The organism is Streptomyces sp. NPDC059957, assembly GCF_042730015.1.
Lineage (GTDB): Bacteria > Actinomycetota > Actinomycetes > Streptomycetales > Streptomycetaceae > Streptomyces.
Window position 1 is genome coordinate 13,254 of sequence record NZ_JBHWMB010000039.1, and the last position, 20,560, is coordinate 33,813.

General features: G+C 71.9%; 21 protein-coding genes and 1 pseudogene. 13 read left to right on the forward strand and 9 right to left on the reverse strand.

From position 1 onward, the window contains the following. Positions 1-136: 136 nt before the first annotated feature. The 3 genes from ACFWBW_RS24850 (at position 137) to ACFWBW_RS24860 (ending at position 2,802) form a co-directional block, all read left to right on the forward strand. Complete coding sequence (locus tag ACFWBW_RS24850) at positions 137-1,051, forward strand: fumarylacetoacetate hydrolase family protein (protein WP_385376192.1); 915 nt, start codon at positions 137-139, stop codon at positions 1,049-1,051. A gap of 104 nt (positions 1,052-1,155) precedes the next feature. Then, positions 1,156-1,899: an Asp/Glu racemase gene (locus tag ACFWBW_RS24855; RefSeq protein ID WP_385376318.1), complete on the forward strand. Its 744-nt coding sequence runs from the start codon at positions 1,156-1,158 to the stop codon at positions 1,897-1,899. A 63-nt stretch (positions 1,900-1,962) separates the two neighbouring features. Beyond that, positions 1,963-2,802 (forward strand): PaaX family transcriptional regulator C-terminal domain-containing protein, encoded by an 840-nt coding sequence (locus ACFWBW_RS24860; protein WP_385376195.1) that lies wholly within the window; start codon positions 1,963-1,965, stop codon positions 2,800-2,802. 12 nt (positions 2,803-2,814) lie between these two features. Here the strand turns inward: ACFWBW_RS24860 and ACFWBW_RS24865 are convergent, their stop codons facing one another. Beyond that, complete coding sequence (locus tag ACFWBW_RS24865; RefSeq protein WP_385376198.1) at positions 2,815-3,807, reverse strand: LacI family DNA-binding transcriptional regulator; 993 nt, start codon at positions 3,805-3,807, stop codon at positions 2,815-2,817. 374 nt (positions 3,808-4,181) lie between these two features. Between ACFWBW_RS24865 and ACFWBW_RS24870 the strand changes: the two genes are divergently transcribed. The 6 genes and pseudogenes from ACFWBW_RS24870 to ACFWBW_RS24895 all read left to right on the forward strand — a co-directional run. Then, the gene (locus tag ACFWBW_RS24870; RefSeq protein WP_385376201.1) at positions 4,182-5,897 is read left to right on the forward strand and encodes a discoidin domain-containing protein; all 1,716 of its coding nucleotides are present in this window, start codon (positions 4,182-4,184) and stop codon (positions 5,895-5,897) included. A gap of 103 nt (positions 5,898-6,000) precedes the next feature. After that, a complete protein-coding gene (locus tag ACFWBW_RS24875) occupies positions 6,001-6,222 on the forward strand; it encodes a hypothetical protein (protein WP_385376204.1) in 222 nt (73 codons plus the stop codon). Next, on the forward strand, positions 6,223-6,765 hold the full coding sequence (locus tag ACFWBW_RS24880; protein ID WP_385376207.1) for a carbohydrate-binding protein: 543 nt from the start codon (positions 6,223-6,225) through the stop codon (positions 6,763-6,765). Between the two features lie 79 nt (positions 6,766-6,844). Further along, positions 6,845-8,230: a GH1 family beta-glucosidase gene (locus ACFWBW_RS24885; protein WP_385376210.1), complete on the forward strand. Its 1,386-nt coding sequence runs from the start codon at positions 6,845-6,847 to the stop codon at positions 8,228-8,230. Continuing rightward, on the forward strand, positions 8,227-9,474 hold the full coding sequence (locus tag ACFWBW_RS24890) for an MFS transporter (protein ID WP_385376213.1): 1,248 nt from the start codon (positions 8,227-8,229) through the stop codon (positions 9,472-9,474). The genes ACFWBW_RS24885 and ACFWBW_RS24890 overlap by 4 nt, the downstream gene beginning before the upstream one ends. 230 nt (positions 9,475-9,704) lie before the next feature. Continuing rightward, positions 9,705-10,427 (forward strand): annotated as a pseudogene (locus ACFWBW_RS24895) (VanW family protein); the annotation flags it as partial. A 209-nt stretch (positions 10,428-10,636) separates the two neighbouring features. On the opposite strand, the gene ACFWBW_RS24900 reads toward ACFWBW_RS24895, so the two are convergent. The 3 genes from ACFWBW_RS24900 to ACFWBW_RS24910 are packed head-to-tail and all read right to left on the reverse strand — an operon-like array spanning position 10,637 to position 12,326. After that, complete coding sequence (locus tag ACFWBW_RS24900; RefSeq protein ID WP_385376216.1) at positions 10,637-11,608, reverse strand: NAD(P)-dependent alcohol dehydrogenase; 972 nt, start codon at positions 11,606-11,608, stop codon at positions 10,637-10,639. Continuing rightward, a complete protein-coding gene (locus ACFWBW_RS24905; protein ID WP_385376320.1) occupies positions 11,605-11,862 on the reverse strand; it encodes a helix-turn-helix transcriptional regulator in 258 nt (85 codons plus the stop codon). The genes ACFWBW_RS24900 and ACFWBW_RS24905 overlap by 4 nt, the downstream gene beginning before the upstream one ends. Beyond that, positions 11,859-12,326, reverse strand: a complete 468-nt coding sequence (locus ACFWBW_RS24910; RefSeq protein WP_385376219.1) for a hypothetical protein — start codon at positions 12,324-12,326, stop codon at positions 11,859-11,861. The genes ACFWBW_RS24905 and ACFWBW_RS24910 overlap by 4 nt, the downstream gene beginning before the upstream one ends. A 134-nt stretch (positions 12,327-12,460) precedes the next feature. On the opposite strand from ACFWBW_RS24910, the gene ACFWBW_RS24915 reads away from it, so the two are divergent. The 4 genes from ACFWBW_RS24915 to ACFWBW_RS24930 all read left to right on the forward strand — a co-directional run bounded on the left by ACFWBW_RS24915 (position 12,461) and on the right by ACFWBW_RS24930 (position 16,143). Further along, positions 12,461-13,129 (forward strand): hypothetical protein, encoded by a 669-nt coding sequence (locus tag ACFWBW_RS24915; protein ID WP_385376222.1) that lies wholly within the window; start codon positions 12,461-12,463, stop codon positions 13,127-13,129. Between the two features lie 97 nt (positions 13,130-13,226). Next, entirely contained in the window at positions 13,227-13,493 is a 267-nt protein-coding gene (locus tag ACFWBW_RS24920; RefSeq protein WP_385376323.1) for a ferredoxin, read from the forward strand. After that, entirely contained in the window at positions 13,486-14,880 is a 1,395-nt protein-coding gene (locus tag ACFWBW_RS24925) for an NAD(P)/FAD-dependent oxidoreductase (protein WP_385376224.1), read from the forward strand. The genes ACFWBW_RS24920 and ACFWBW_RS24925 overlap by 8 nt, the downstream gene beginning before the upstream one ends. Before the next feature lie 24 nt (positions 14,881-14,904). Further along, the gene (locus ACFWBW_RS24930; RefSeq protein WP_385376227.1) at positions 14,905-16,143 is read left to right on the forward strand and encodes a cytochrome P450; all 1,239 of its coding nucleotides are present in this window, start codon (positions 14,905-14,907) and stop codon (positions 16,141-16,143) included. A gap of 51 nt (positions 16,144-16,194) precedes the next feature. Here ACFWBW_RS24930 and ACFWBW_RS24935 read toward each other — a convergent pair whose 3' ends face one another. From ACFWBW_RS24935 to ACFWBW_RS24955, 5 genes are all read right to left on the reverse strand, one after another. Further along, the gene (locus ACFWBW_RS24935; RefSeq protein ID WP_250740005.1) at positions 16,195-16,446 is read right to left on the reverse strand and encodes an EF-hand domain-containing protein; all 252 of its coding nucleotides are present in this window, start codon (positions 16,444-16,446) and stop codon (positions 16,195-16,197) included. A gap of 51 nt (positions 16,447-16,497) precedes the next feature. Then, a complete protein-coding gene (locus tag ACFWBW_RS24940) occupies positions 16,498-17,613 on the reverse strand; it encodes a mechanosensitive ion channel family protein (RefSeq protein WP_385376230.1) in 1,116 nt (371 codons plus the stop codon). Between the two features lie 221 nt (positions 17,614-17,834). Then, entirely contained in the window at positions 17,835-18,686 is an 852-nt protein-coding gene (locus ACFWBW_RS24945) for an amino acid ABC transporter ATP-binding protein (RefSeq protein ID WP_385376233.1), read from the reverse strand. A 7-nt stretch (positions 18,687-18,693) separates the two neighbouring features. Next, positions 18,694-19,527 (reverse strand): amino acid ABC transporter permease, encoded by an 834-nt coding sequence (locus ACFWBW_RS24950; protein ID WP_385376236.1) that lies wholly within the window; start codon positions 19,525-19,527, stop codon positions 18,694-18,696. Then, on the reverse strand, positions 19,491-20,339 hold the full coding sequence (locus tag ACFWBW_RS24955; RefSeq protein ID WP_385376239.1) for an ABC transporter substrate-binding protein: 849 nt from the start codon (positions 20,337-20,339) through the stop codon (positions 19,491-19,493). Before ACFWBW_RS24955 ends, ACFWBW_RS24950 begins: the two co-directional genes overlap by 37 nt. Positions 20,340-20,560 lie beyond the last annotated feature (221 nt).

Genomic DNA, 20,560 nt, shown 5'->3' on the forward strand with positions numbered 1-20,560 from the left:
AACAATGGTGAGAGCGAACCCCCCTGTGGGCCTGCTGACCCGAGCTGCCCCTCTTCCCCGGACCTTGTCCTGGTTGCGCCGGCGCACCCCGCGCCGCCTTCCTGCCGTCCCTTCACCTCACTTCTAGGAGCCACTGATGCGACTGGTGACCTACACGACCGCACCGATGACCACCACCGCCGACCGGCTGGGCGCCCAGGTCGACGGCCTGGTGTACGACCTCGCGGCCCTCGCCCGGCACGCGGGCGTCGACCTGCCCGCCGATCTGCTCTCCTTCGTCCGGGCCGGCGACCCCGCCCGGGAGACGGCCGCCCGCCTGCTGGCCGGCGATCCCGCGGACCTGCCCGCCGGGGCCGTTCACCGGCTGGAGAACGTCACCCTGCGCGCCCCGCTGCGCCCCGGAAAGATCATCGGGGTCGGGCTGAACTACGTCGAGCATGTGGAGGAGTCCAGCCGGAGCCTGGACACCGACAAGGACCTGCCCCCGCGTCCGGTGCTGTTCAGCAAGCCCGCCACCGCCGTCACCGGCCCCGGGGCGCCGATCCTGCACAACGCCGACCTCACGACGCAGCTCGACTGGGAGTGCGAGCTGGCCGTGGTCATCGGCCGGGCCGCCTTCAGGGTGACCGAGGAGGAGGCGTACGGCCACATCTTCGGCTACAGCGTCGTCAACGACATCAGCGCCCGCGACCAGCGCCGTTCGGGCCAGTGGTTCTTCTCCAAGGGGCAGGACTCCTACGCCCCCTTCGGCCCGGCCGTGGTCACCGCCGACGAGGTCCCGGACCCGATGGCCCTCGACCTCGAACTGCGGGTGAACGGGGTCACGAAGCAGAAGTCCAACACCCGCCACATGCTGTTCCCGATCGCCCGGCTCATCGCCGACATCAGCTCGGGCGTGACCCTGGAGCCCGGCGACGTCATCGCGACCGGCTCGCCCTCCGGCGTCGGGGCCGGCATGGTCCCGCCCGAGTTCCTCGTGCCCGGCGACACCGTGGAGGCCACCGTCGAGATCATCGGCACCCTCGCCAACCCGGTCGTCGACGCCCGCTGAACCCGGCTCTGAACACCCCCGACACCCCGATACAGAACCGAGGAGCACCCGTGCCGCCCCGTACCTACCGCATCGGCCAGATCGTCCCGAGTTCCAACGTCACCATGGAAACCGAGGTGCCCGCGATCCTGCGCGCCCGCATGGAGATCGCGCCCGACGACCGCTTCACCTTCCACTCCAGCCGCATGCGCATGACCCATGTGACGCCGGAGCAGCTCAAGGCCATGGACGCCGATTCCGACCGCTGCGCCGTGGAGCTCTCCGACGCGCGGGTCGACGTGCTCGGCTACGCCTGTCTGGTCGCCATCATGAGCATGGGCCTCGGCTACCACCGCACCTCCGAGGAGCGCCTGCACACGCGCACCGTGGAGAACGGGGCCCCCGCCCCCGTGGTCACCAGCGCGGGCGCCCTGGTCCACGGGCTGCACACGATGGGCGCCAAGAAGGTGGCCCTGCTGGCCCCGTACATGCGCCCGCTCACCCGGACCGTCGTCGACTACCTCACCCACGAGGGCATCGAGGTCCTCGACTACCAGGCCCTGGAGATCCCGAACAACCTCGACGTGGCCGCCCACGACCCGGCCAGGCTTCCCGGCCTGGCCCGCGCCCTGGACTACGCCGACGCGGACGCGGTCGTCCTGTCGGCCTGCGTGCAGATGCCCTCGCTCGGCGCCATCGAGGAGGCCGAGCAGCTGCTCGGCAAGCCGGTCGTCTCCGCGGCCGTCTGCACCGCCCACCAGATGCTGCGCGCCCTCGACCTGCCGGCCGTCGCGCCCGGCGCCGGCCATCTGCTCTCCGGCGCGTACGCGCAGGCTCCGCTGCACCCGGGGACGGGGGCTTCGGGGTGACCGGAGGCGGCCCAGCCGCCGCCCCTCGATAGGATCACCACCCCACACCACGGGAAGGTGATCATGTCGGACAGCCCCCTCAGGCCCAGCTCGTTGATCAGTACGGTCTACGGGGCCTTCGTGCGCGGGAGCGGCGGCTGGATCTCCGTCGCCGACCTGATCACGCTCATGTCGGAACTCGGCGTGGAGAGCCAGGCCGTGCGCTCGGCCATCTCCCGGCTCAAGAAGAAGGGCGTGCTCGAACCGGAGCGCCGCGGGGCCACCGGGTACCGGCTCAGCCCGGCCGTCCACCCCGTCTTCGACGCCGGTGACCGGCGCATCTTCGCCAGCCTCGAACCGGCGGACCTCGGTGACGGCTGGGCCATGGCGGTCTTCTCCGTCCCGGAGTCCGAGCGCTCCCACCGCTACCAGCTGCGCACCAGGCTGACCTGGCTCGGCTTCGGCAACATCGCCCCCGGCGTGTGGCTGGCGCCGGGCCGGCTCCTGGAGGACGCGCGCGACATGCTCGTCCGGCTCGGCCTGAGCGAGTACGTCCACCTGTTCGCCGCCGCCGACTACGCCGCGTTCAGCGACCTGCCGGAGGCGGTCAGCTCCTGGTGGGACTTCCCCGCGATCCAGGCCCAGTACGCCACGTTCACCGGCGCGTACGCGCCGGTCGCCGCGAAGCTCGCCCTGCAGGAGGGCATCGACGCCGCCGAGGCCTTCCGCCACTACGTGCCGATGCTCACCGAGTGGCGCCGGCTGCCCTACCTCGATCCGGGCCTGCCCGCCGAGCTGCTCCCCGCGGACTGGAACGCCGTGGGCGCCCGGCAGGTCTTCCAGCAGCTGCACGAGGTTCTGGCGGGGCCGGGCCTGCGGCACGTACAGGACGTGACGGGCTCCTCCGGGGGAAGCGGCGCCTGAGGGAGCGCTCCCTCAGGACGATTCGCGGACCACGAGGTCGTTCGGCATGAGCACCCGGTCCCTGGGGCCGCCCTCGATCAGGCCCAGGAGCAGCCGCACGGTGGCCGTGGCCTGATCGGCCATGGGGCTGCGTACGGAGGTGAGGGCCGGGACGGTGTAGGCGGCGGCCTCGATGTCGTCGAAGCCGACGACGGCCACGTCCTCGGGGACCCGCAGGCCCACCTGCCGCAGGGTCCGCAGGGCGCCGATCGCCATCAGGTCGTTGGCCGCGAACACCGCGTCCAGCTCCGGGTCGTCCTCCAGCAGCTGCCGCATGGCCTCGGCTCCGGAGGCCCGGGTGAAATCGCCCAGCGCCACGATGGACCGGCGGCCGGTGTCGCGCAGGGCGGCGCGGTAGCCGTCGAGTCGCTCGCGGGACTCGAAGAGGTCCAGCGGTCCGGTGATGGTGGCGATCCGGCGCCGGCCCCGTTCCAGGAGGTGGCGCACGGCGAGCGCGGCGCCGGCCGCGTTGTCCAGTTCCACGTACGGCACGTCCGGGGCGCAGGTGCGGTTGAACGAGGCGACCGGCAGGCCCGTCCTGGCCAGGGCCGCGGGCAGCGGGTCCGTGCCGTGCAGGGCGACGAGCATGACGCCGTCCACGTGTCCGCCGGCCACGTACTCCTCGACCCGGGCGCGGCTGCGGTCGGATTCGGCGAGCATGAGCACGACCTGCTTGCCGGCGGCCTCCAGTTCCCTGCTGACGGCGCGGACCACGGTGGAGAAGAGGGGATCGTCGGAGACCACGCCCTGGGGTGGGTCGGAGACGACCACGGCGACCGCGTGGGTCCGGCGTGTGACCAGGTTGCGGGCGGCGGCGTTGGGCACGTAGCCCAGTTCGCGCACGGCCCGCAGGACGACTTCGCGGATCTCCGGTGCGACCGTGGTCTCCCCGTTGACGACACGGGAGACGCTCGATCGGGACACGCCCGCGCGGGCGGCGACCACTTCCAGCGTGGGTCTTCTCATTCCGGCCCGTTCCGTTCGGCGGCGCCGCCGGGTCGGACGGACGGCTCGCGGGGGAGCGTTCTCCCGCGATGGTGGACCGGACCCTGATCGACTGTCAACAGTCCGTGTTCCGCGAGGCGTTGGCCGCCCGTCCGGACCGGGTCGCGGCCCGCGCGGGATTCTCCCTGGTCAGCATGGTTCACCGTGGGGTGTGCGGGCGCCGAGAGAACGCTCCATCGGTGGACGAACCGGCGTCGCCTGTATGTCCGCCTGGTGACGGGACACCTTGACAGCCCTGGGGGGCCGCCCCATCCTCACCCCTCAGGGAGCGCTCCCCAGCCCCCTCTCCGCCTCCCTCCGTTCTTCCCCTCCCCCCCTCGCTTCCAGGAGCCGCCGTGCCTCCGTCGCTGCGCCGCCTCGGCTTATTCCTCGCCGTCGCGTTCACCCTCCTCGCCTTCAGCAGCCTCCCCGCCTCCCCCGCCCGCGCCGCCGAAACCCTGCTGTCGCAGGGCAGATCCGTCACCGTCTCCGGAAGCGAGCCCGGCTACAGCCCCGCGAGCGCCGTCGACGGGAACGCCGGCACCCGCTGGTCCAGCGCCTTCTCCGACCCGCAGTGGATCCAGGTGGACCTGGGGTCCGCCGCCACGATCAGCAGGGTCTCCCTCAACTGGGAGGCCGCGTACGCCAAGGCCTTCCAGATCCAGGTCTCGGACGACGCCGCGAACTGGACCACGCTCTACGGGACGGCCGCCGGCGCCGGCGGCACCCAGAACCTGGCCGTCACCGGAACCGGCCGCTACGTGCGGATGTACGGGACCCAGCGCGCCACCGGATACGGCTACTCCCTCTGGGAGTTCCAGGTCTACGGCACCCCCGGCACCGGCGACGGCGGCGACGCGCTCCTCTCGTACGGCAGGACGGGCGCCGCCTCCTCCTCGCAGGCCGACGGGAACTGCTGGGAGTGCACCCCGGCCAGGGCCTTCGACCGTGACCCCGCGTCCCGCTGGGCGACCAGCCCCACCACGGGCTGGACCGATCCCGGCTGGATCTCCGTGGACCTCGGCGCGCCCGCGCAGATCCACAAGGTGGTCCTCCAGTGGGACCCGGCCTACGCGAAGTCCTTCCAGATCCAGGTCTCCCCGGACGGGAACGCCTGGACCCCGGTCTATTCCACGACGGCGGGCACGGGCTTCAAGCAGACGCTGACCGTCTCGGGCTCCGGGCGGTACGTGCGGATGTACGGCACCGAGCGCGCGACCCCGTACGGATACTCCCTCTGGGAGTTCCAGGTGTACGGCACCGGCGGTGCCCCGGTGACTCCCCCGCCGCTCCCCCCGGACCCGGCGAACCCGCCGAGGCTGGTGTGGAGCGACGAGTTCGACGGCCCCGCGGCCGGCAAGCCGGACCCGGCCAAGTGGCGGGCGGACCCGGGCACCGGGCAGAACGGCGAGCTGGAGTACTACACCGACCACCAGAATGCCGCGACGGACGGCGCGGGCCACCTCGTCATGGAGGCCCGCAAGGAGGCCACGCCCGGCCAGGGCTGCCCGCCCGACCCGCTGACCGGCAGCACCACCTGCCAGTACACCTCGGCGCGGATGAACACCGGGGCCACGTTCCAGTTCACGTACGGGCGCGTCGAGGCCCGCATCAAGGTGCCCAAGGGCAACGGGCTGTGGCCGGCGTTCTGGATGATGGGCGGCGACTTCCTGACCGGGCGGCCGTGGCCGTACAACGGCGAGATCGACATCTTGGAGGTCCTCGGCAAGGACGTGAAGACCTCGTACTCCACCGTCCACGCGCCCGCCTACAACGGCGGCGGCGGGATCGGCGGCCCGTACAAGCTGCCCGGTGACGCCGACTTCTCCGACGACTACCACGTCTGGGCCGCCGACTGGAACAGCAAGGGCATCGTCTACAGCCTCGACGGGCGGACCGTCTTCACGCTCGACAAGGAGACGGTGGAACGCACCCGCGGACCGTGGATCTTCGACCACCCCCACTACATGATCCTCAACCTCGCGGTGGGCGGTGACTGGCCCGGTCCGACGGACGCCACCACGCCGTTCCCGGCGCGGATGCTCGTCGACTACGTGCGCGTCTACCAGTGACCCAGTGACCGGCAGGGGACTGCCCCGCGCCACCGCCGCCGGGCGGCCCCCTTCCTCCGTTCCGCCCCCCTCTCTCCCCCCCACCGGCAGGCAAGGAATCGCCATGCGAAAACCCCGGTTCACGCTCCACGCCCTCCTCGCGGGCGCCCTGGCCACCGCCTTGGCCGCGAGCCTCGGAGCCACGGTGACCAGTACCCCCGCCCGGGCCGCCGACACCGTGCTCGTCCAGGCGGAGTCCTACGCGGCGCAGTCCGGCGTACAGCTCGAAGCGACCGGCGACACGGGCGGAGGCCAGAACGCCGCGTACCTCGCGGGCGGCGACTGAATGCGCTTCGACAACGTCGACCTGGGCGCTCCGGGCCCCCTGACCGTTTCGGCCCGGGTGGCCTCCGCGGTCGGGGCCGGCGGCGCCGTCGTGCTGCGCACCGGGTCCGTGACGGGCCCGCTGCTCGCGCAGTTCGACATCACCTCCACCGGCGGCTGGCAGAGCTGGGCGACGCGGGCCGGGGATCCGGCGCTGGCCCGGTTCGCGCAGCGGGCTGCGGAGCGGCAGGGGACCGAACTGGCCTTGCTGCGCGGGCTCCTGGTCCGGTCCGGGGCACCCGACACCCGCCCGCGCGAGGGGCACGACATGCCGGGCATGGTCAGCTCCGACACCGTGCGCAGGGCCGGGGCGCTGTCGGGGGAGGAATTCGACCGGGTCTTCGCCACCGCCCTGCGCGCCCACCTCACGCAGTCGGTGCTGCTCTGCGCGGGCGAACGCGCCTCGGGCGGGTCCGGGGAGGCGCGGGAGCTCGCCGGAGAGCTGGAGAAGGCCGGCGCGGAGCAGCTCGCCCTGCTCGACGCGGCCCGCTCCGGCAAAAGTTGAGAATTGTTCACTTTCCATTGACAGGGCGGGTCCGGGGACCCGAAAGTGCCGTGAACGTCCCCGACCGAAGCGAGCCCGCATGACCGCGTCCGTACCGCCCGCATCCCCCGCGCCCCGTTTCCCGGCCGGTTTCCGCTGGGGCGTCTCCGCCTCCGCCTTCCAGATCGAGGGCTCCCCCACCGCCGACGGCCGGGGGCCCTCCTCCTGGGACGCCTTCACCCGGGAGCGGGGGCGCGTCAAGGACGGCTCGCACGCGGAGGTGGCCACCGACCACTACCGCCGCTACCGCGAGGACGTGGCCCTGATGGGCGGACTGGGCGTGGACGCCTACCGGTTCTCCGTCTCCTGGTCCCGGGTCCTGCCCGAGGGGCACGGGACCGTCAACCGGGCGGGGCTGGACTTCTACGACCGGCTCGTCGACGAGCTGTGCGCCGCGGGGATCGATCCGGTGCCCACCCTCTTCCACTGGGACACCCCGCTGGCCCTGGAGGAGCGGGGCGGCTGGCTGGAGCGCGACACCGCCGAGCACTTCGCCGCGTACGCCTCGGTGGTCGCGGAGCGGCTGGCCGACCGCGTGCCCATGTGGATCACCATCAACGAGCCCGCCGAGGTGACCCTCCTCGGCTACGGCCTCGGCGAGCACGCCCCGGGCAAGCAGCTCGTCTTCGATGCACTGCCCGCCGCCCACCACCAGCTGCTGGCCCACGGTCTGGGCGTACAGGCCCTGCGCGCGGCGGGCGCCCGCCACATCGGCATAGCCGCCTCGCACAGCCCCGTGTGGGCCGCCGGCGAGGGCGAGGAGGACCGGGCCGCCGCCGCGTTGTACGACACGCTCACCAACCGCCTCTTCGCCGACCCGATCCTGACCGGCGCCTACCCGGACGGCCTGGAATCCCTGCTGCCCGGCCCGGTGGCCGAGGACCTCAAGGCGATCTCGGCACCGCTGGACTGGTACGGGGTCAACTATTACAACCCGATGCTCGTCGGCGCCCCCACCCCGGCCGGCGCCTCCGCCTTCGGCGGGATCGAGATCCCCTCCGGCCTTCCCTTCGGCATCCGGGAGATCGAGGGGTACGAGCGCACCGACTTCGACTGGCCAGTGGTCCCGGACGGGCTGCGCGAACTGCTCGCCACCCTGCGCGAGCGCTACGGCGACCGACTGCCGCCGCTGTACATCACCGAGAACGGCTGCTCGTACGGGGACGGTCCGGATCCGGGCACGGGCCGGATCGAGGACGCGCGCCGGATCGCGTACCACGAGGGCCATGTCCGCGCCCTGCACGAGGCGATGGCCGAAGGGGCCGACGTCCGCGGCTACTTCATCTGGTCGATCCTCGACAACTTCGAATGGGCGGAGGGCTACCGGCAGCGGTTCGGCCTGGTCCACGTCGATTACGAGACCCTCGCCCGGACCCCCAAGGAGTCGTACGCCTGGTACCGCGACCTGATCCAGAGCGGCAGGTGACCGCCGCGCCGAAGGCCGCCGCGGCGGAGGTGACCACCACGTCGCCGGGCGGCCGGTGGGTGAGCGCACTGTCCCTCGCCAACCTCGGGGTGTGGGTCGGCTGGTTCGGCCCGCTCCAGCTACTGCTGGCACGCCAGGCCGAGTTCCTCACCCCGGAGAACAAGGCGTCCACCCTCGCCCTGATCACGGGGCTGGGGGCGGCCGTGTCGATGGTGGCCAATCCCGTCTTCGGAGCCCTGTCCGACCGTACGACGGCGCGCACGGGCCGCCGTATCCCCTGGGTGGTCGCCGGGGTGACGGGCGGGGCGGCGGGCCTGGTGATCCTCGGTTTCGCACAGAGCCTCGCGGTGGTGATCGCGGGTTGGTGCCTGGTGCAGCTCGCCCTCAACGCCGCCTTCGCCGCGCTCACCGCGGCCGTCCCCGACCAGGTACCGGTCCGCCGGCGCGGCCTGGTCGGCGGCTGGCTCGGCGTCTCCCAGGTCATCGGGATCCTGGTCGGCACGGCGCTGGCCACCGTCGCGGGCGGGATCACCGCCGGCTATCTGGCCTGCGCGGCCTTCTCGGTGCTCGCGGCCGTGCCGTACGTGCTGATGCGGCGGGACTCGGTGCTCGCCCCCGCCGCCCGGCCGCCCTTCCAGTGGCGCGGCTTCCTGACCGGCTTCTGGATCGACCCGCGCCGTCATCCCGACTTCGGCTGGGCCTGGCTGACCCGCTTCCTGATGAACCTCTCGTACTCCATCAGCACGATGTACCTGCTCTACTACCTGACCGACGCCGTGCGCTACCGGGGCGACGCGGACACCGGGGTCCTGGTCCTCACGGCGCTCAACGCCCTCACCCTGCTGTCCACGGTGGTCATCAGCGGCGTCCGGTCCGACCGCAGCGGTCGTCGCAAGTCCTACGTCATCTGGTCGGGGCTGGTCATCGCCGCGGCCACGCTGCTGCTCGCCGTCTGGCAGACCTGGACCGGCGCGATCGTGGCCTCGCTCGTCCTGGGCCTCGGTTACGGCGTGTACACGGCGGTGGACTTCGCCCTGCTCACGGACGTGCTGCCGACCGCCGAGGACCGGGGCAAGGACCTGGGCGTCATCAACATCGCCAACGCGCTGCCGCAGGTGCTGGCCCCGGTGATCGCGGCCCCGGTCGTCACCCACCTCGGCGGGTACACGGCCCTGTACGCGCTGGCCGGAGCCCTGGCCCTGGCGGGATCGCTGCTGGTCAGGCGGATCCGCTCGGTCCCGTAGGCCTCCATATCGTGAGACCCGGCACATTTCTCACCCTTTTGGTCCGATTTGGACCAAGCTTGTGTGGTTCGGATTCCGAAGCGACAGGGAGAGACATGCGACGCGCCCACGGCCGTACGGTCACCACGCGGATCGCCCTGATATCGGCCGGGACGGCCGCCGTGCTCGGCCTCGGCGGGCTCTTCGCCGGCTCCGCGGCCGCCCTGGGCACGCCCGCCCCGGACCGGACCGCCGGGCCCACGGCGACGGCCTCGGCCCGGGCAACGGCCCCCACCACGGCCCCCGCCCCGGCAGCCGTCGGGCAGCAGGTCCTCTCCACCTTCACCGTCGCCTATCCCGCGGCTCCCTACCGGACGCACAACATCGCGCGCGCCGTGGAGCTGATCAACGGGGCCGTCGTCCAGCAGGGCGACATCTGGAGCTTCAACCAGGCGGTGGGCGAGCGGACCGTGGAGAACGGCTTCGTCGACGGCATCATGATCAACGACGGCCGTTACGTGAAATCCCCCGGCGGCGGGGTCTCCGCGGTCGCGACGACCATGTACAACGCCATGTTCTTCGCGGGCCTGAAGCCCGTGGAGCACGGGGCCCACTCCTTCTACATCGAGCGGTACCCGGAAGGCCGCGAGGCCACCGTCGCCTGGGGCACCCTCGACCTGCGCTGGCAGAACGACTCGGGGCACCCCGTGACCGTCCGCGCCTCCTCCACGTCCACCTCGGTGACCGTGACCCTGCTCGGCACGAAGCAGTACGACGAGGTACGCGCCACCAAGGGCCCGCGGACCCAGGTCACCCCGCCGGTCAAGCGCACCGTCACCGGCCCCACGTGCGAGCCTCAGACCCCGCTGGAAGGGTTCGACGTCTCCGTCGACCGCGTCTTCGTCCGGGGCGGCCACGAGCTCGGCCGCGAGACGTTCCGTACGCACTACACCCCGCGCGACGAGATCGTCTGCGCCCCCGAGTCCCCCACGGCCACGCCCGGCACTACCCCCTCGGACTCCCCCGGGACCCCGTCGGGCTCCCCCGGGACCCCGGCCGCGCCCGCCGCGACCGGCACCGCCCCCGCGCCGAGCACGTCCGCCGCACCCACCGCGTCAGGTGACAGCGCCGGCACGGCTCCTGCGCCCACTCCCACTCCCACGCCCACGCCCACGCCCACTCCTTAGGGCAGGATCAGCATCTTTCCGCGCGCCTCGCCCCGGTGGAGCCGGTCGATGGCGTCCGGTGCCTCGGCCAGCCCACAGGTGCGATGGACGGCGACGGACAGGGTGCCGTCCTCGACGTGCCTCCGCAGCACCTCCAGGTCGGCCTGACGCTCGGCGGAGATGAACCCCTTGAGGCCGTGGCGCACGAAGGGGTTCAGCAGCGCGGCCCACAGGACCCGGCCCATGCCGCCCAGCCAGGGCCCGCCGCCCTCGCCGCCGACGATCACGAGCGTCCCGCGCGGGGTCAGGGCGCGCCGCAGGTGCGACAGGGACCGGTTTCCCGCGGTGTCCAGGATGAGGTCGTAGCGGCGGACGCCGTCCGCGAACTCCTCGCGGGTGTAGTCGATGACCTCGTCCGCGCCGAGCCCCCGCACCAGCTCCGTCTTCGTGGTGCTGCACACCCCGGTGACGTGCGCCCCGTACGCCTTGGCCAGCTGCACCGCGAAGGTGCCGACCCCGCCCGCGGCGCCGATGACGAGGACACTCTGCCCGGGCCGTACGCGCCCCGCGTCGCGGAGCGCCTGGAGGGCGGTCAGTCCGGAGATCGGCAGGGCGGCCGCTTCCTCCAGGGGCATCCCGGCGGGCCCCAGCGCCAGCTTGTCCTGCCGGGCGGTCGCGTACTGCGCGAAGGAACCCTCGCAGATGCCGAAGACCTCGTCGCCCACCCGGAAGGCGCTCACCCCCTCGCCGACCGCCTCGACCCGCCCGGAGACCTCCCGGCCGCGCACGGGCACGCTGGGTGCGCGCAGTCCGTAGCCGAGGAGCCGCAGCAGGTAGGGCTTGCCGCTCATGAGGTGCCAGACCCCCGCGTCCAGCGCGGCGGCCCGGACGGCTATGAGCACCTCGCCGGTGCCCGGTCTCGGCGTTTCGATGTCCCTGAGCTCCAGTACTTCGCTGGAGCCGTACGCGTCCTGCACGATCGCCTTCACGGCGCCGTCCCTTCCTCGTCTGCATCGTTTGCATCGCCTGCGCCGTCCGCGTACTGGAATACCTCTTCGAGCGGTACCGCGAAGACGCGGGCGATCCTGAACGCCGTCTCGAGCGAGGGCGAGTAGCGGCCCTTCTCGATGGCGATGACGGTCTGGCGGGTCACGCCGATGCGCTCCGCCAGCTCCGCCTGGGTCATCTCCGTACGCTCGAAGCGCAGGATCCTGATCCGGTTCGTGATGCCGGTCGGCTTCACCACGACTGGAACCCCGAGCGGTAGGCGGCGAGCTTGACGAGCGAGCCGAGCACCGCCGAGAGGACGAAGCCCAGGTAGAGGGCGTTCGAGATCCAGAAGCGGTCCGCACCGGCCATCGAGAGGATCAGCGCGGCCACGGCGCCGATGGCGAGGAAGGACTGCCCGGCGTGCTCGCCGAGGCGGCCGATCTCCTTGTCCCGCTGGTCCTTGACGTCGGCCTCGTCGGGCTTGGCGACCGCCACGGCGATGTTGAGGAGGATCGCGGCGGCGATGGCGCCCCCGACCGTCCAGAGCAGCGGCGTGATGTACGGGACCTCCACCAGGGGGACGCCGTCGCCGGACCGGCCCAGCACGAGGGCCAGGTAGACCGCGTATCCGACGATGGCGACCACCCCCATGATCCATGCGCGCTTCTCTTCGAAGGCCACGACCGCACCCGCTCCCGTGTAAAAGAACTTTGACATCACGAAGGTAAAAGAATCCATACCTGATGTCAATGATTTCTTACATCGCCCTCGCTGGGGCGGGGCCCGGCCCCCTGTCACCCGGGCGCGCGGCCCCGCTGGCACCACGGCCACACCCGGGGCTTGCTGGACGCATGAGACCTGAAGCGCCGCAGACGGCCCCGAGACAGAGCCTGAGCACCCCCAGGGCGGCGGGGCTCGCGGGGATCCTCTTCGCCGTCCTCATGGCGGCGGCGATCGTGCTGGCCCGGATCGGCCTGCCCGAGGGAGGCGGCGCGTCCGAGGTCGAGGTCACCTCGGGGCAGCGGGACGCGGTGACCACCGCGCTGGAGCTCGTCCCCTTCGCGGGCATCGCCTTCCTGTGGTTCATGGGCGCGCTGCGGGAGCACTCCGGCGAGGCCGAGGACCGGTTCGTCGCCACCGTCTTCCTGGGCAGCGGGCTGGTCTTCGTCGCCAGCCTCTTCGGCGCCGCCGCGGCCGCCGGGACGGTGCTGGACGCCGATCAGCCCCAGGAGTTCGGCCGCCACTTCGCCTACAACCTGCTGACCACGTACGGGATGCGGATGGCCGCCGTGTTCGTGTTCGCGACCTCCACGATCGGCCGCCGGATCGGGGCCTTCCCCCGCCCGCTGGCCCTGGCCGGATACCTCGCCGGCCTGGTGCTGCTGGTGGCGGGCTCCTCCCTGCCCTGGTCCGAGCTGGTCTTCCCGGCCTGGGCCCTGCTCGTGAGCCTGTACATCCTGCGGTCGGGCCGGGGCCGCCCCGGCCCCGGCCCGGGCCCGGGCACCCCGACGGGCGCCTGAACCTCACTCCAATGGCCGCCTCGGACGGGCCTCCCCGCGCCACCGCGCGCACGCTGGTCCGGAAAGCCCAGGGGGGCACCGAAAGGACCACACCTTGCTGAGGCTCGTCGTCGATCTCAACCGGTGCCAGGGATACGCGCAGTGCGCCTTCCTCGCCCCCGACGTCTTCGCGATGCACGGGGACGAGGGACTGCTCTACGATCCCGAGGCCGAGGAGGCCCAGCGCGAGCGCGTGGCCCAGGCCGCCGCCGCCTGCCCCGTGCAGGCCATCCTCGTGGACGATCTGGACCGGCCGGGCGGCGCCGCCGCGCGCACCCCCGCGACCGCGGCCTCCGGTGCCGGAGGGAAGGCCTCCGATGGCTGACACCGCTCTGGAGCAGCTCAAGCACTCCGGCCGCATCGTGGTCGTCGGCGCCTCACTGGCCGGCCTGCGCGCCGCCGAGGTCATGCGGGAGAAGGGGTTCGCCGGCTCGCTGACCCTGATCGGCGACGAGCTCCACGAACCGTACGACCGCCCGCCGCTGTCCAAGCAGGTGCTGCTGGGCAAGGCCGACGCCGACCACACCCTGCTCCCCCGACGGCTCGACATCGACGCCGAATGGCGCCTCGGCGTCGCGGCCACCGGGCTCGACATGGCGGCCCGCACGGTCAAGCTCGCCGACGGCGCGGAGGTCCCGTACGACCGTCTCCTGATCGCCACCGGGGTCCGGGCCCGGCCCTGGCCGAACGAGGCCGAGGGCGAGCTCGGCGGGGTCTTCACCCTGCGCACCCGCGAGGACGGGGCCGGCCTGGCCCGCGCCCTGGCGGCCGGACCGCGCCGGGTCCTGGTCATCGGCGCCGGGTTCACCGGCTCCGAGATCGCCTCGGCGTGCCGGGAGCGCGGGCTGGACGTGACCGTCGCCGAACGCGGCGACGGCCCCCTGGTCGGCGCCCTGGGCGGAGTGATCGGGGCGGTCGCCGCCGAGCTCCACCGGGAGAACGGCGTGGACCTGCGGACCGGGATCATGGTGACCGCGCTGGAGGGCGACTCCACCGGCCGGGTGCGGGCCGCACACCTCTCCGACGGCACCACGCTGGAATGCGACGTGGTGGTCGTCTCGCTCGGCGCCCAGCGCAACACCGAGTGGCTGACCGGCTCCGGACTCGGCGCCGGGCCGCGCGGCATCGCCTGCGACGCGGGCTGCCGGGCCTTCGACCTCCGCGGGATCGTCACCGACGACATCTACGTGGCGGGCGACGTGGCCCGTTCCCCGCACGCGCTGTTCGGCTACCAGTTCCTCTCCCTGGAGCACTGGGGCAACGCCGTGGCGCAGGCCGAGACCGCCGCCCACAACATGATGAGCGAGAGCACCGACCGCCGGCCGCACCTGTGGGTGCCGGCGTTCTGGTCCTCGCAGTTCGGGGTGAACATCAAGTCCGTGGGCGTGCCCTCCATGGGCAGCGAGATCATGATCACCCAGGGGTCGCGGGCCGAGCGCCGGTTCACCGCGGTCTACGGCTACCAGGGCCGGGTGATCGGCGCGGTCACCTTCGACAACGGGCGCTGGCTGCAGTTCTACGAGAAGCAGATCGAGGCCAGCGCGCCCTTCCCGCCCCCGTTCACCACGGTGGACCGGCGCCCCGAAGGGCAGCGGCCGATCCCGGCCGACTTCCCCGACCCCTCGGTGCCCACGCACGGCCCGACCATCACCCTCAGCGGGTACTCGCCGGCCGACCGCCGGATCGCCACCTTCACCCCCGCCGGGCACTGACCCGCACGTTCCCGGAGGACCCCCATGGCACACGGCATCCTGAGCCAGATCCTGGACTATTCCAGCCGCGCGAACCCGTACCCGCTGTACGAGGAGCTGCGCAAGACGCCCGTCTTCCACGACGGGACCGGACCGTACGTCATCAGCACCTACTACGACATCCAGAGCCTGCTGCACGATCCGCGGCTCAGCTCCGACGCCCGCAACCTGGCCGCCACGGCCGGGGATCCGCTGGCCGAGGGCGGGGAGGCGGAGGAGACGGCGCTGCCGCCGAGCTTCCTGAAGCTGGACCCGCCGGAGCACGACCGGCTGCGCCGGATGACCAACCGGCCCTTCGGGCCGCCGCACTCCCCGCACCGCGTCGACGGGATGCGCGGCGGGCTGAAGGACATCGTCACCGGCCTCATCGACAACCTCGGGGACACGGAGGACATCGACCTGGTCGACCAGTTCGCCTACCCGTTCCCGGTGACGATGATCTGTCAGCTGCTCGGCGTACCGCGCGAGGACGAGCCGAAGTTCCACGTCTGGGCCGACACCCTCGCCGCGAGCCTGGACCCCGATCCGGACGCCGATCCCGCCGAGCGGCAGCGCAAGACCCACGACTCCCGCATGGAGCTGGGCATGTACCTGGCCGGGCTGATCGAACAGCGCCGCAAGGATCCCGGCGAGGACATGCTCTCCCAACTGGCCGTGGGACACGGCCCGGACGAGTCCATGTCCACGATGGAGCTGCTGAGCACCTCGGCGCTGCTGCTGATCGCCGGCCACGAGACCACGGTCAACCTGATCACCAACGGGATGCTGACCCTGCTGCGCAACCCGGACGTGCTCGCGCAGCTGCGGCAGGAGCCGGGCCTGGCCGTGCCGCTGGTGGAGGAGCTGCTGCGGTTCGAGCCGCCGGTGCAGCTGCTGCCGCAGCGCACCCCGCTCGTGGACATCGAGGTCGGTGGGATCACCATCCCCAAGGGCTCCTCGATGTGGCTGATCCTGGCCTCCGGCAACCGGGACCCGAACCGCTTCGAGAACCCGGACCGCTTCGACCCGTACCGCAAGGACATCCAGCACCTGGGCCTGGGCAGCGGCATCCACAGCTGCTTCGGCGCCCCGCTGGCGCGGCTGGAGGCCCAGCTCGCGCTGACCGAGCTGGCCCGGCGGCTGGAGAATCCGCGGCTGCTGGAGGATCCGCCGCCCTACCGGCAGAACGCGGTCCTGCGCGGGCCCCGGCACCTGCGGATCGCCTGCGACGGGATCCGCGACTGAGCAGGACCTGAGCGGGACCTGAGCGGGACCCGGACCGGGGCCCGCTCGCGGCTACCAGCCGAAGCGGCGGTCGACCTCGCGCTCGAACTCCTCGAAGGTCAGTACGTCGTCGCCGTCCGCGTTCGCCCGGTCGAAGAGGGCCGAGGAGGTGTCCACGTCGCCCACGGCCCAGAAGGGCAGATCGCCGTGGGCGGCGAGCGTGGGGCCCTTGCTGCGCAGGGCCGTGATCACCTCGACGCGGGTCAGTACGCCGTCGCTGTTCAGGTCGAGCGCGTCGAAGAGCTTGCGGGCCTTCTCGCTCATGATGTGGTCCTTTCGATCGAGGGGACGGGGCGGGCGTTTCGTCCTGCTCCGCTACCGCACGCCGTCCGCCAGGGCCGCGGCCGGTGCCTCGCGCTGGTGCGGGACCGGCGAGACCACGGCGATCGGCACGGACCGGGAGTCCTCCTGGTGGAGCGCCACCGTGCGTGTGGGGGCCGGGATCGAAATGCCCTCCGCCCGGAACCGGCTGTGCAGCCGCTTGATGAACTCGTGCTTGATCCGGTACTGGTCGCTGAACTCTCCGACGCCGAGGATCACCGTGAAGTTGATCCTGGAGTCCGCGAAGGTGTGGAAGCGTACGGCTGCTTCGTGTTCGGGGAGCGCGCCGTTGACGTCCGCCATCACCCCGTCGACCACCTCGAGGGTCACCCGCTCGACGTGCTCCAGGTCGCTCTCGTAGCCCACTCCCACCTGGACCATGATCGACAACTGCTGTTCGGGCTGGGTGAAGTTGGTCATGTTGGTGCGCGCGAGCCGCCCGTTGGGGATGATCACCAGGTTGTTCGACAGGTTGCGGACCACGGTGTTGCGCCAGTTGATGTCGACGACGTACCCCTCCTCACCGCTCGTGAGGCGGATGTAGTCACCGGGCTGCACCGTCTTCGAGGCGAGGATGTGCACGCCCGCGAAGAGATTGGCAAGGGTGTCCTGCAGGGCCAGGGCGACCGCCAGACCACCCACGCCGAGTGCGGTGAGCAGGGGTGCGATGGACACGCCCACGGACTCGAGGGCGACGAGCAGACCCATCGCGAGCACCAGGACGCGCGTGATGTTGACGAATATGGTGGCCGATCCGGCCACTCCCGTCCGCGCCTGGGCCAAGGACTGGACGAGGCCGGCGACGACGCGGGCCACGCCGACCGTGGCCACGAGGATCAGCAGCGCGGTCAGCGTGTGATTCACCCAGCCGGAGACCCGTGTACTGAGCGGCAGCGTCGAGGCGGCGACGGCGGCGCCCGCGATGACGGCCGCCGCGGGCGCGAGGGTGCGCAGCGCGTCGACCATGATGTCGTCGCCGCTCCACCGGGTCCTGAGGGCGTGCTTGGACAGCCACCGTACGAGGGCGCGCAGGAGCAGCCCGGCGAGGGCGCCCGCGGCCAGTGCGATGCCGGCGATCAGCCAGTCGTGCAGGACGAGGTCCCGGCTCAACGGACGCCCTCCGCCCCTCGCCGGACCGGGAAGGCGGAGGCGGGCCGTGCGGGCCGCCTGATGAGGGGTGTGGTCACCTTGTCACCTGTCAGTTCGTCGTACGTCGGGCCTCGTTCGCGCATGCGTGCGCATATCGAACGGACTGCCATCCTGCCCCATGGGCAGCGCGGCGCCGAGGCTGGGCCCGGCCGGTGCACGACTCGCTCAGGGGCTCGACCTGATCAGGCGTCCCCGCCCCGGCCCGGTTGCCCGTCCGGACCCGGTTCCGCGTCCCGCGCCTCGGGCGGCTCTGCCGCCGCCGGGTCAAGGATCCGGTTGAGGAAGCTCCGGGTCCGCTCTTGCCGGGGATCCCCGACCACCTGGGCCGCAGGTCCCTGTTCGACGATGACTCCGCCGTCCATGAACACGACCCGGTCCGCGACCTCGCGGGCGAAGCTCATCTCGTGGGTGACGACCATCATCGTCATCCCCTCGCCCGCCAGGACCCGCATCACCGCCAGTACCTCGCCGACGAGTTCGGGGTCCAGTGCCGAGGTCGGCTCGTCGAAGAGCATCACCTCCGGGCCCATCGACAGGGCCCTGGCGATCGCCACCCGCTGCTGCTGGCCGCCGGACAACTGGGCCGGGTAGGCCTCGGACTTGTCGGACAGGCCCACGCGGGCGAGGTTCTTGCGGGCCACGGCCTCGGCCTCGGCCTTGCCCCTGCCCAGGACGCGGCGCTGGGGCAGGGTGAGGTTCTCGCGCACGCTGACGTGCGGGAAGAGGTTGAACTGCTGGAAGACCATCCCGATGCGGCGGCGTACGGCGTCGATGTCCACGTCGAGGTCGGTGACCTCGGTGCCGCCGACGAAGACCTGGCCCTCGCTGGGCTCTTCGAGCAGGTTCACACAGCGCAGCAGCGTCGATTTGCCCGAGCCGGAGGGCCCGATGACGCACACCACCTCGCCGCGGGCGATCTCCAGGTCGATGCCGCGCAGGACGTGGTTGGCGCCGAAGGACTTGTGCAGTCCCCGGATCTCGATCTCCGGGCCGTCCGTGGCCGTCGTGTCCACCGCTGGGGCCTCCTGTGGCATGTCTTCCTCACACGGCCTTGTCGGCGCGGGCCTCCAGGCGGCGCACCACGAAGCTCAGCGGCACGGTCACCAGGAGGTAGCACAGGCCCGCGACCAGGATCGGGGTGGAGTTGGCGGTCTGGCTGGCGAGGTCGCGGCCGAACTTCGTCAGTTCCCGCTCCGACAGCGTCACACCGAGGAACAGCACCAGCGAGGAGTCCTTGAACAGCAGGACGAGCTCGTTGGTGAGGGGCGGGATGACGATGCGGAAGGCCTGCGGGATGACGACCGAGACCATGGCGCGGGCGTGCGAGAAACCCAGCGAGCGGGCGGCTTCCATCTGCCCCTTGGGTACCGCCTGGATGCCGGCCCGAATCGTTTCCGCCATGTAGGCGGCGGCCACCAGTCCCAGGCCGATCGCGACCTTGCCGTACGTGCCGCCCGGGATTTCCGTACCGGGGAACGCCAGGGGCACCGCCACGCCCACGAAGATGAAGATCAGCAGGGCCGGGAGCCCCCGGAACAGCTCGATGTAGACGCTCGCGACCCACCGGTAGGGGGCGACGGAGGACAACCTCATCATGGCGATGACCAGGCCGAGGACCAGGCCCAGGAGGAACCCGGACGTCGTGTAGATCACGGTGTTGCGCAGGGCCGTGGTGATGATGTCCGGGAAGAGCCGTAGCGCCAGGTCCTTCTGCGCGAACTGGTTCTGCAGCCTCCCCCAGTCCGCGGAGACGGCGATCAGCACCAGCACCGCGGCGAAGAGCGCGTACTGCAGTCCCTGCGAAACCCGGCGGCGCTGGCGCCGGGTCAGCCGGGAGGTCACGGGGTGGTGGTCTGGGGCAGCGGGCCGATCCACTGCTCGTAGAGCTTCTTGTAGGTGCCGTCGGCCTTGGCGTCGGTGATCGCCTTGTCGATCGCGGCCACGAGGGCGGTGTTGCCCTTCTTCACCGAGAAGCCGTACTGCTCACCGGTCTCGATGTTCTGTCCGACGGTGAACTCGGCTGCGTTCTTGGGGTCCTTGAGCCAGCCCTGGACCACGGGGTAGTCGATGACGACCGCGTCGACCTGGCCGGTGCGCAGTCCGTTGAGCACCGCGTCCGAGCTCTCGAAGGCCACGGGGTCGAAGCCCTGGGCCTTGGCGTAGCTCTCGCCGGTGGTCCCGGCCTGCGCGCCCAGCTTCTTCGACTTCGCCTTGAGGTCGGCGAGCGAGGTCACGCCGCTCTTCTTGGTGGCGAGCAGCGCCTGCGTGGCGTCGAAGTAGGGAACGGAGAAGTCGACGTTCTTCTTGCGCTCTTCGGTGATCGTCATGCCGGCGGCCGCGAGGTCGCATTCGCCGGAGTTCAGGAAGGCGCCGGTCTTGAAGTTCTCGAAGGGGGTGTCGAGGATCTTCTGCTCCACCTTGAGCCGGGTCGCCACCAGGTCGACCAGGGCCACGTCGAAACCGACGACCTTGCCGTCCTGCTCGAACTGGAACGGCGGATAGGGCAGGTGGGTGCAGGTCGTCAGTTTGCCCTTCTCCACGACGGGCACTCCGCCTGCCGCATCGCCCGGGCCGTCACCGCCCGAGGAGCATCCCGCGACGAGGAGCGCGCCCGCCGCGGCCGCGGCGGCGACGCGGATTCGGGGGCCTGCGGGGCGCTTGCGGTTTCCTCTGGCCGTCCGGAACACGGTGGACCTCCACGAGTGCGGGTCGATCGGCGATCACGGGCGGGACCGTCCGCGGCGATCGTAAGCCACGGGCCGTCCCCGCTGAGGGATCTTCCGCCATGCGTTCCGGGGGCGCCAGGGTGGATCCGGCCAAGATCGCCCGGATGCCGGGAGGCGGCGCCGGTCCGTCCGCCTCCCGGCCGGGGCGGGCCCGCACGAACCCGCCCCGGCGTCACGCCCCC

Excerpts from the sequence above, each read along its gene's own strand:
- ACFWBW_RS24925 (WP_385376224.1), top strand. The coding sequence starts at position 13,486 with ATGGCTGACACCGCTCTGGAGCAGCTCAAGCACTCCGGCCGCATCGTG.
- ACFWBW_RS24850 (WP_385376192.1), top strand. The coding sequence starts at position 137 with ATGCGACTGGTGACCTACACGACCGCACCGATGACCACCACCGCCGAC.
- ACFWBW_RS24935 (WP_250740005.1), bottom strand. The coding sequence starts at position 16,446 with ATGAGCGAGAAGGCCCGCAAGCTCTTCGACGCGCTCGACCTGAACAGC.
- ACFWBW_RS24945 (WP_385376233.1), bottom strand. The coding sequence starts at position 18,686 with ATGCCACAGGAGGCCCCAGCGGTGGACACGACGGCCACGGACGGCCCG.
- ACFWBW_RS24875 (WP_385376204.1), top strand. The coding sequence starts at position 6,001 with ATGCGAAAACCCCGGTTCACGCTCCACGCCCTCCTCGCGGGCGCCCTG.
- ACFWBW_RS24885 (WP_385376210.1), top strand. The coding sequence starts at position 6,845 with ATGACCGCGTCCGTACCGCCCGCATCCCCCGCGCCCCGTTTCCCGGCC.
- ACFWBW_RS24880 (WP_385376207.1), top strand. The coding sequence starts at position 6,223 with ATGCGCTTCGACAACGTCGACCTGGGCGCTCCGGGCCCCCTGACCGTT.
- ACFWBW_RS24865 (WP_385376198.1), bottom strand. The coding sequence starts at position 3,807 with ATGAGAAGACCCACGCTGGAAGTGGTCGCCGCCCGCGCGGGCGTGTCC.
- ACFWBW_RS24855 (WP_385376318.1), top strand. The coding sequence starts at position 1,156 with ATGGAAACCGAGGTGCCCGCGATCCTGCGCGCCCGCATGGAGATCGCG.
- ACFWBW_RS24915 (WP_385376222.1), top strand. The coding sequence starts at position 12,461 with ATGAGACCTGAAGCGCCGCAGACGGCCCCGAGACAGAGCCTGAGCACC.
- ACFWBW_RS24860 (WP_385376195.1), top strand. The coding sequence starts at position 1,963 with ATGTCGGACAGCCCCCTCAGGCCCAGCTCGTTGATCAGTACGGTCTAC.
- ACFWBW_RS24930 (WP_385376227.1), top strand. The coding sequence starts at position 14,905 with ATGGCACACGGCATCCTGAGCCAGATCCTGGACTATTCCAGCCGCGCG.
- ACFWBW_RS24910 (WP_385376219.1), bottom strand. The coding sequence starts at position 12,326 with ATGTCAAAGTTCTTTTACACGGGAGCGGGTGCGGTCGTGGCCTTCGAA.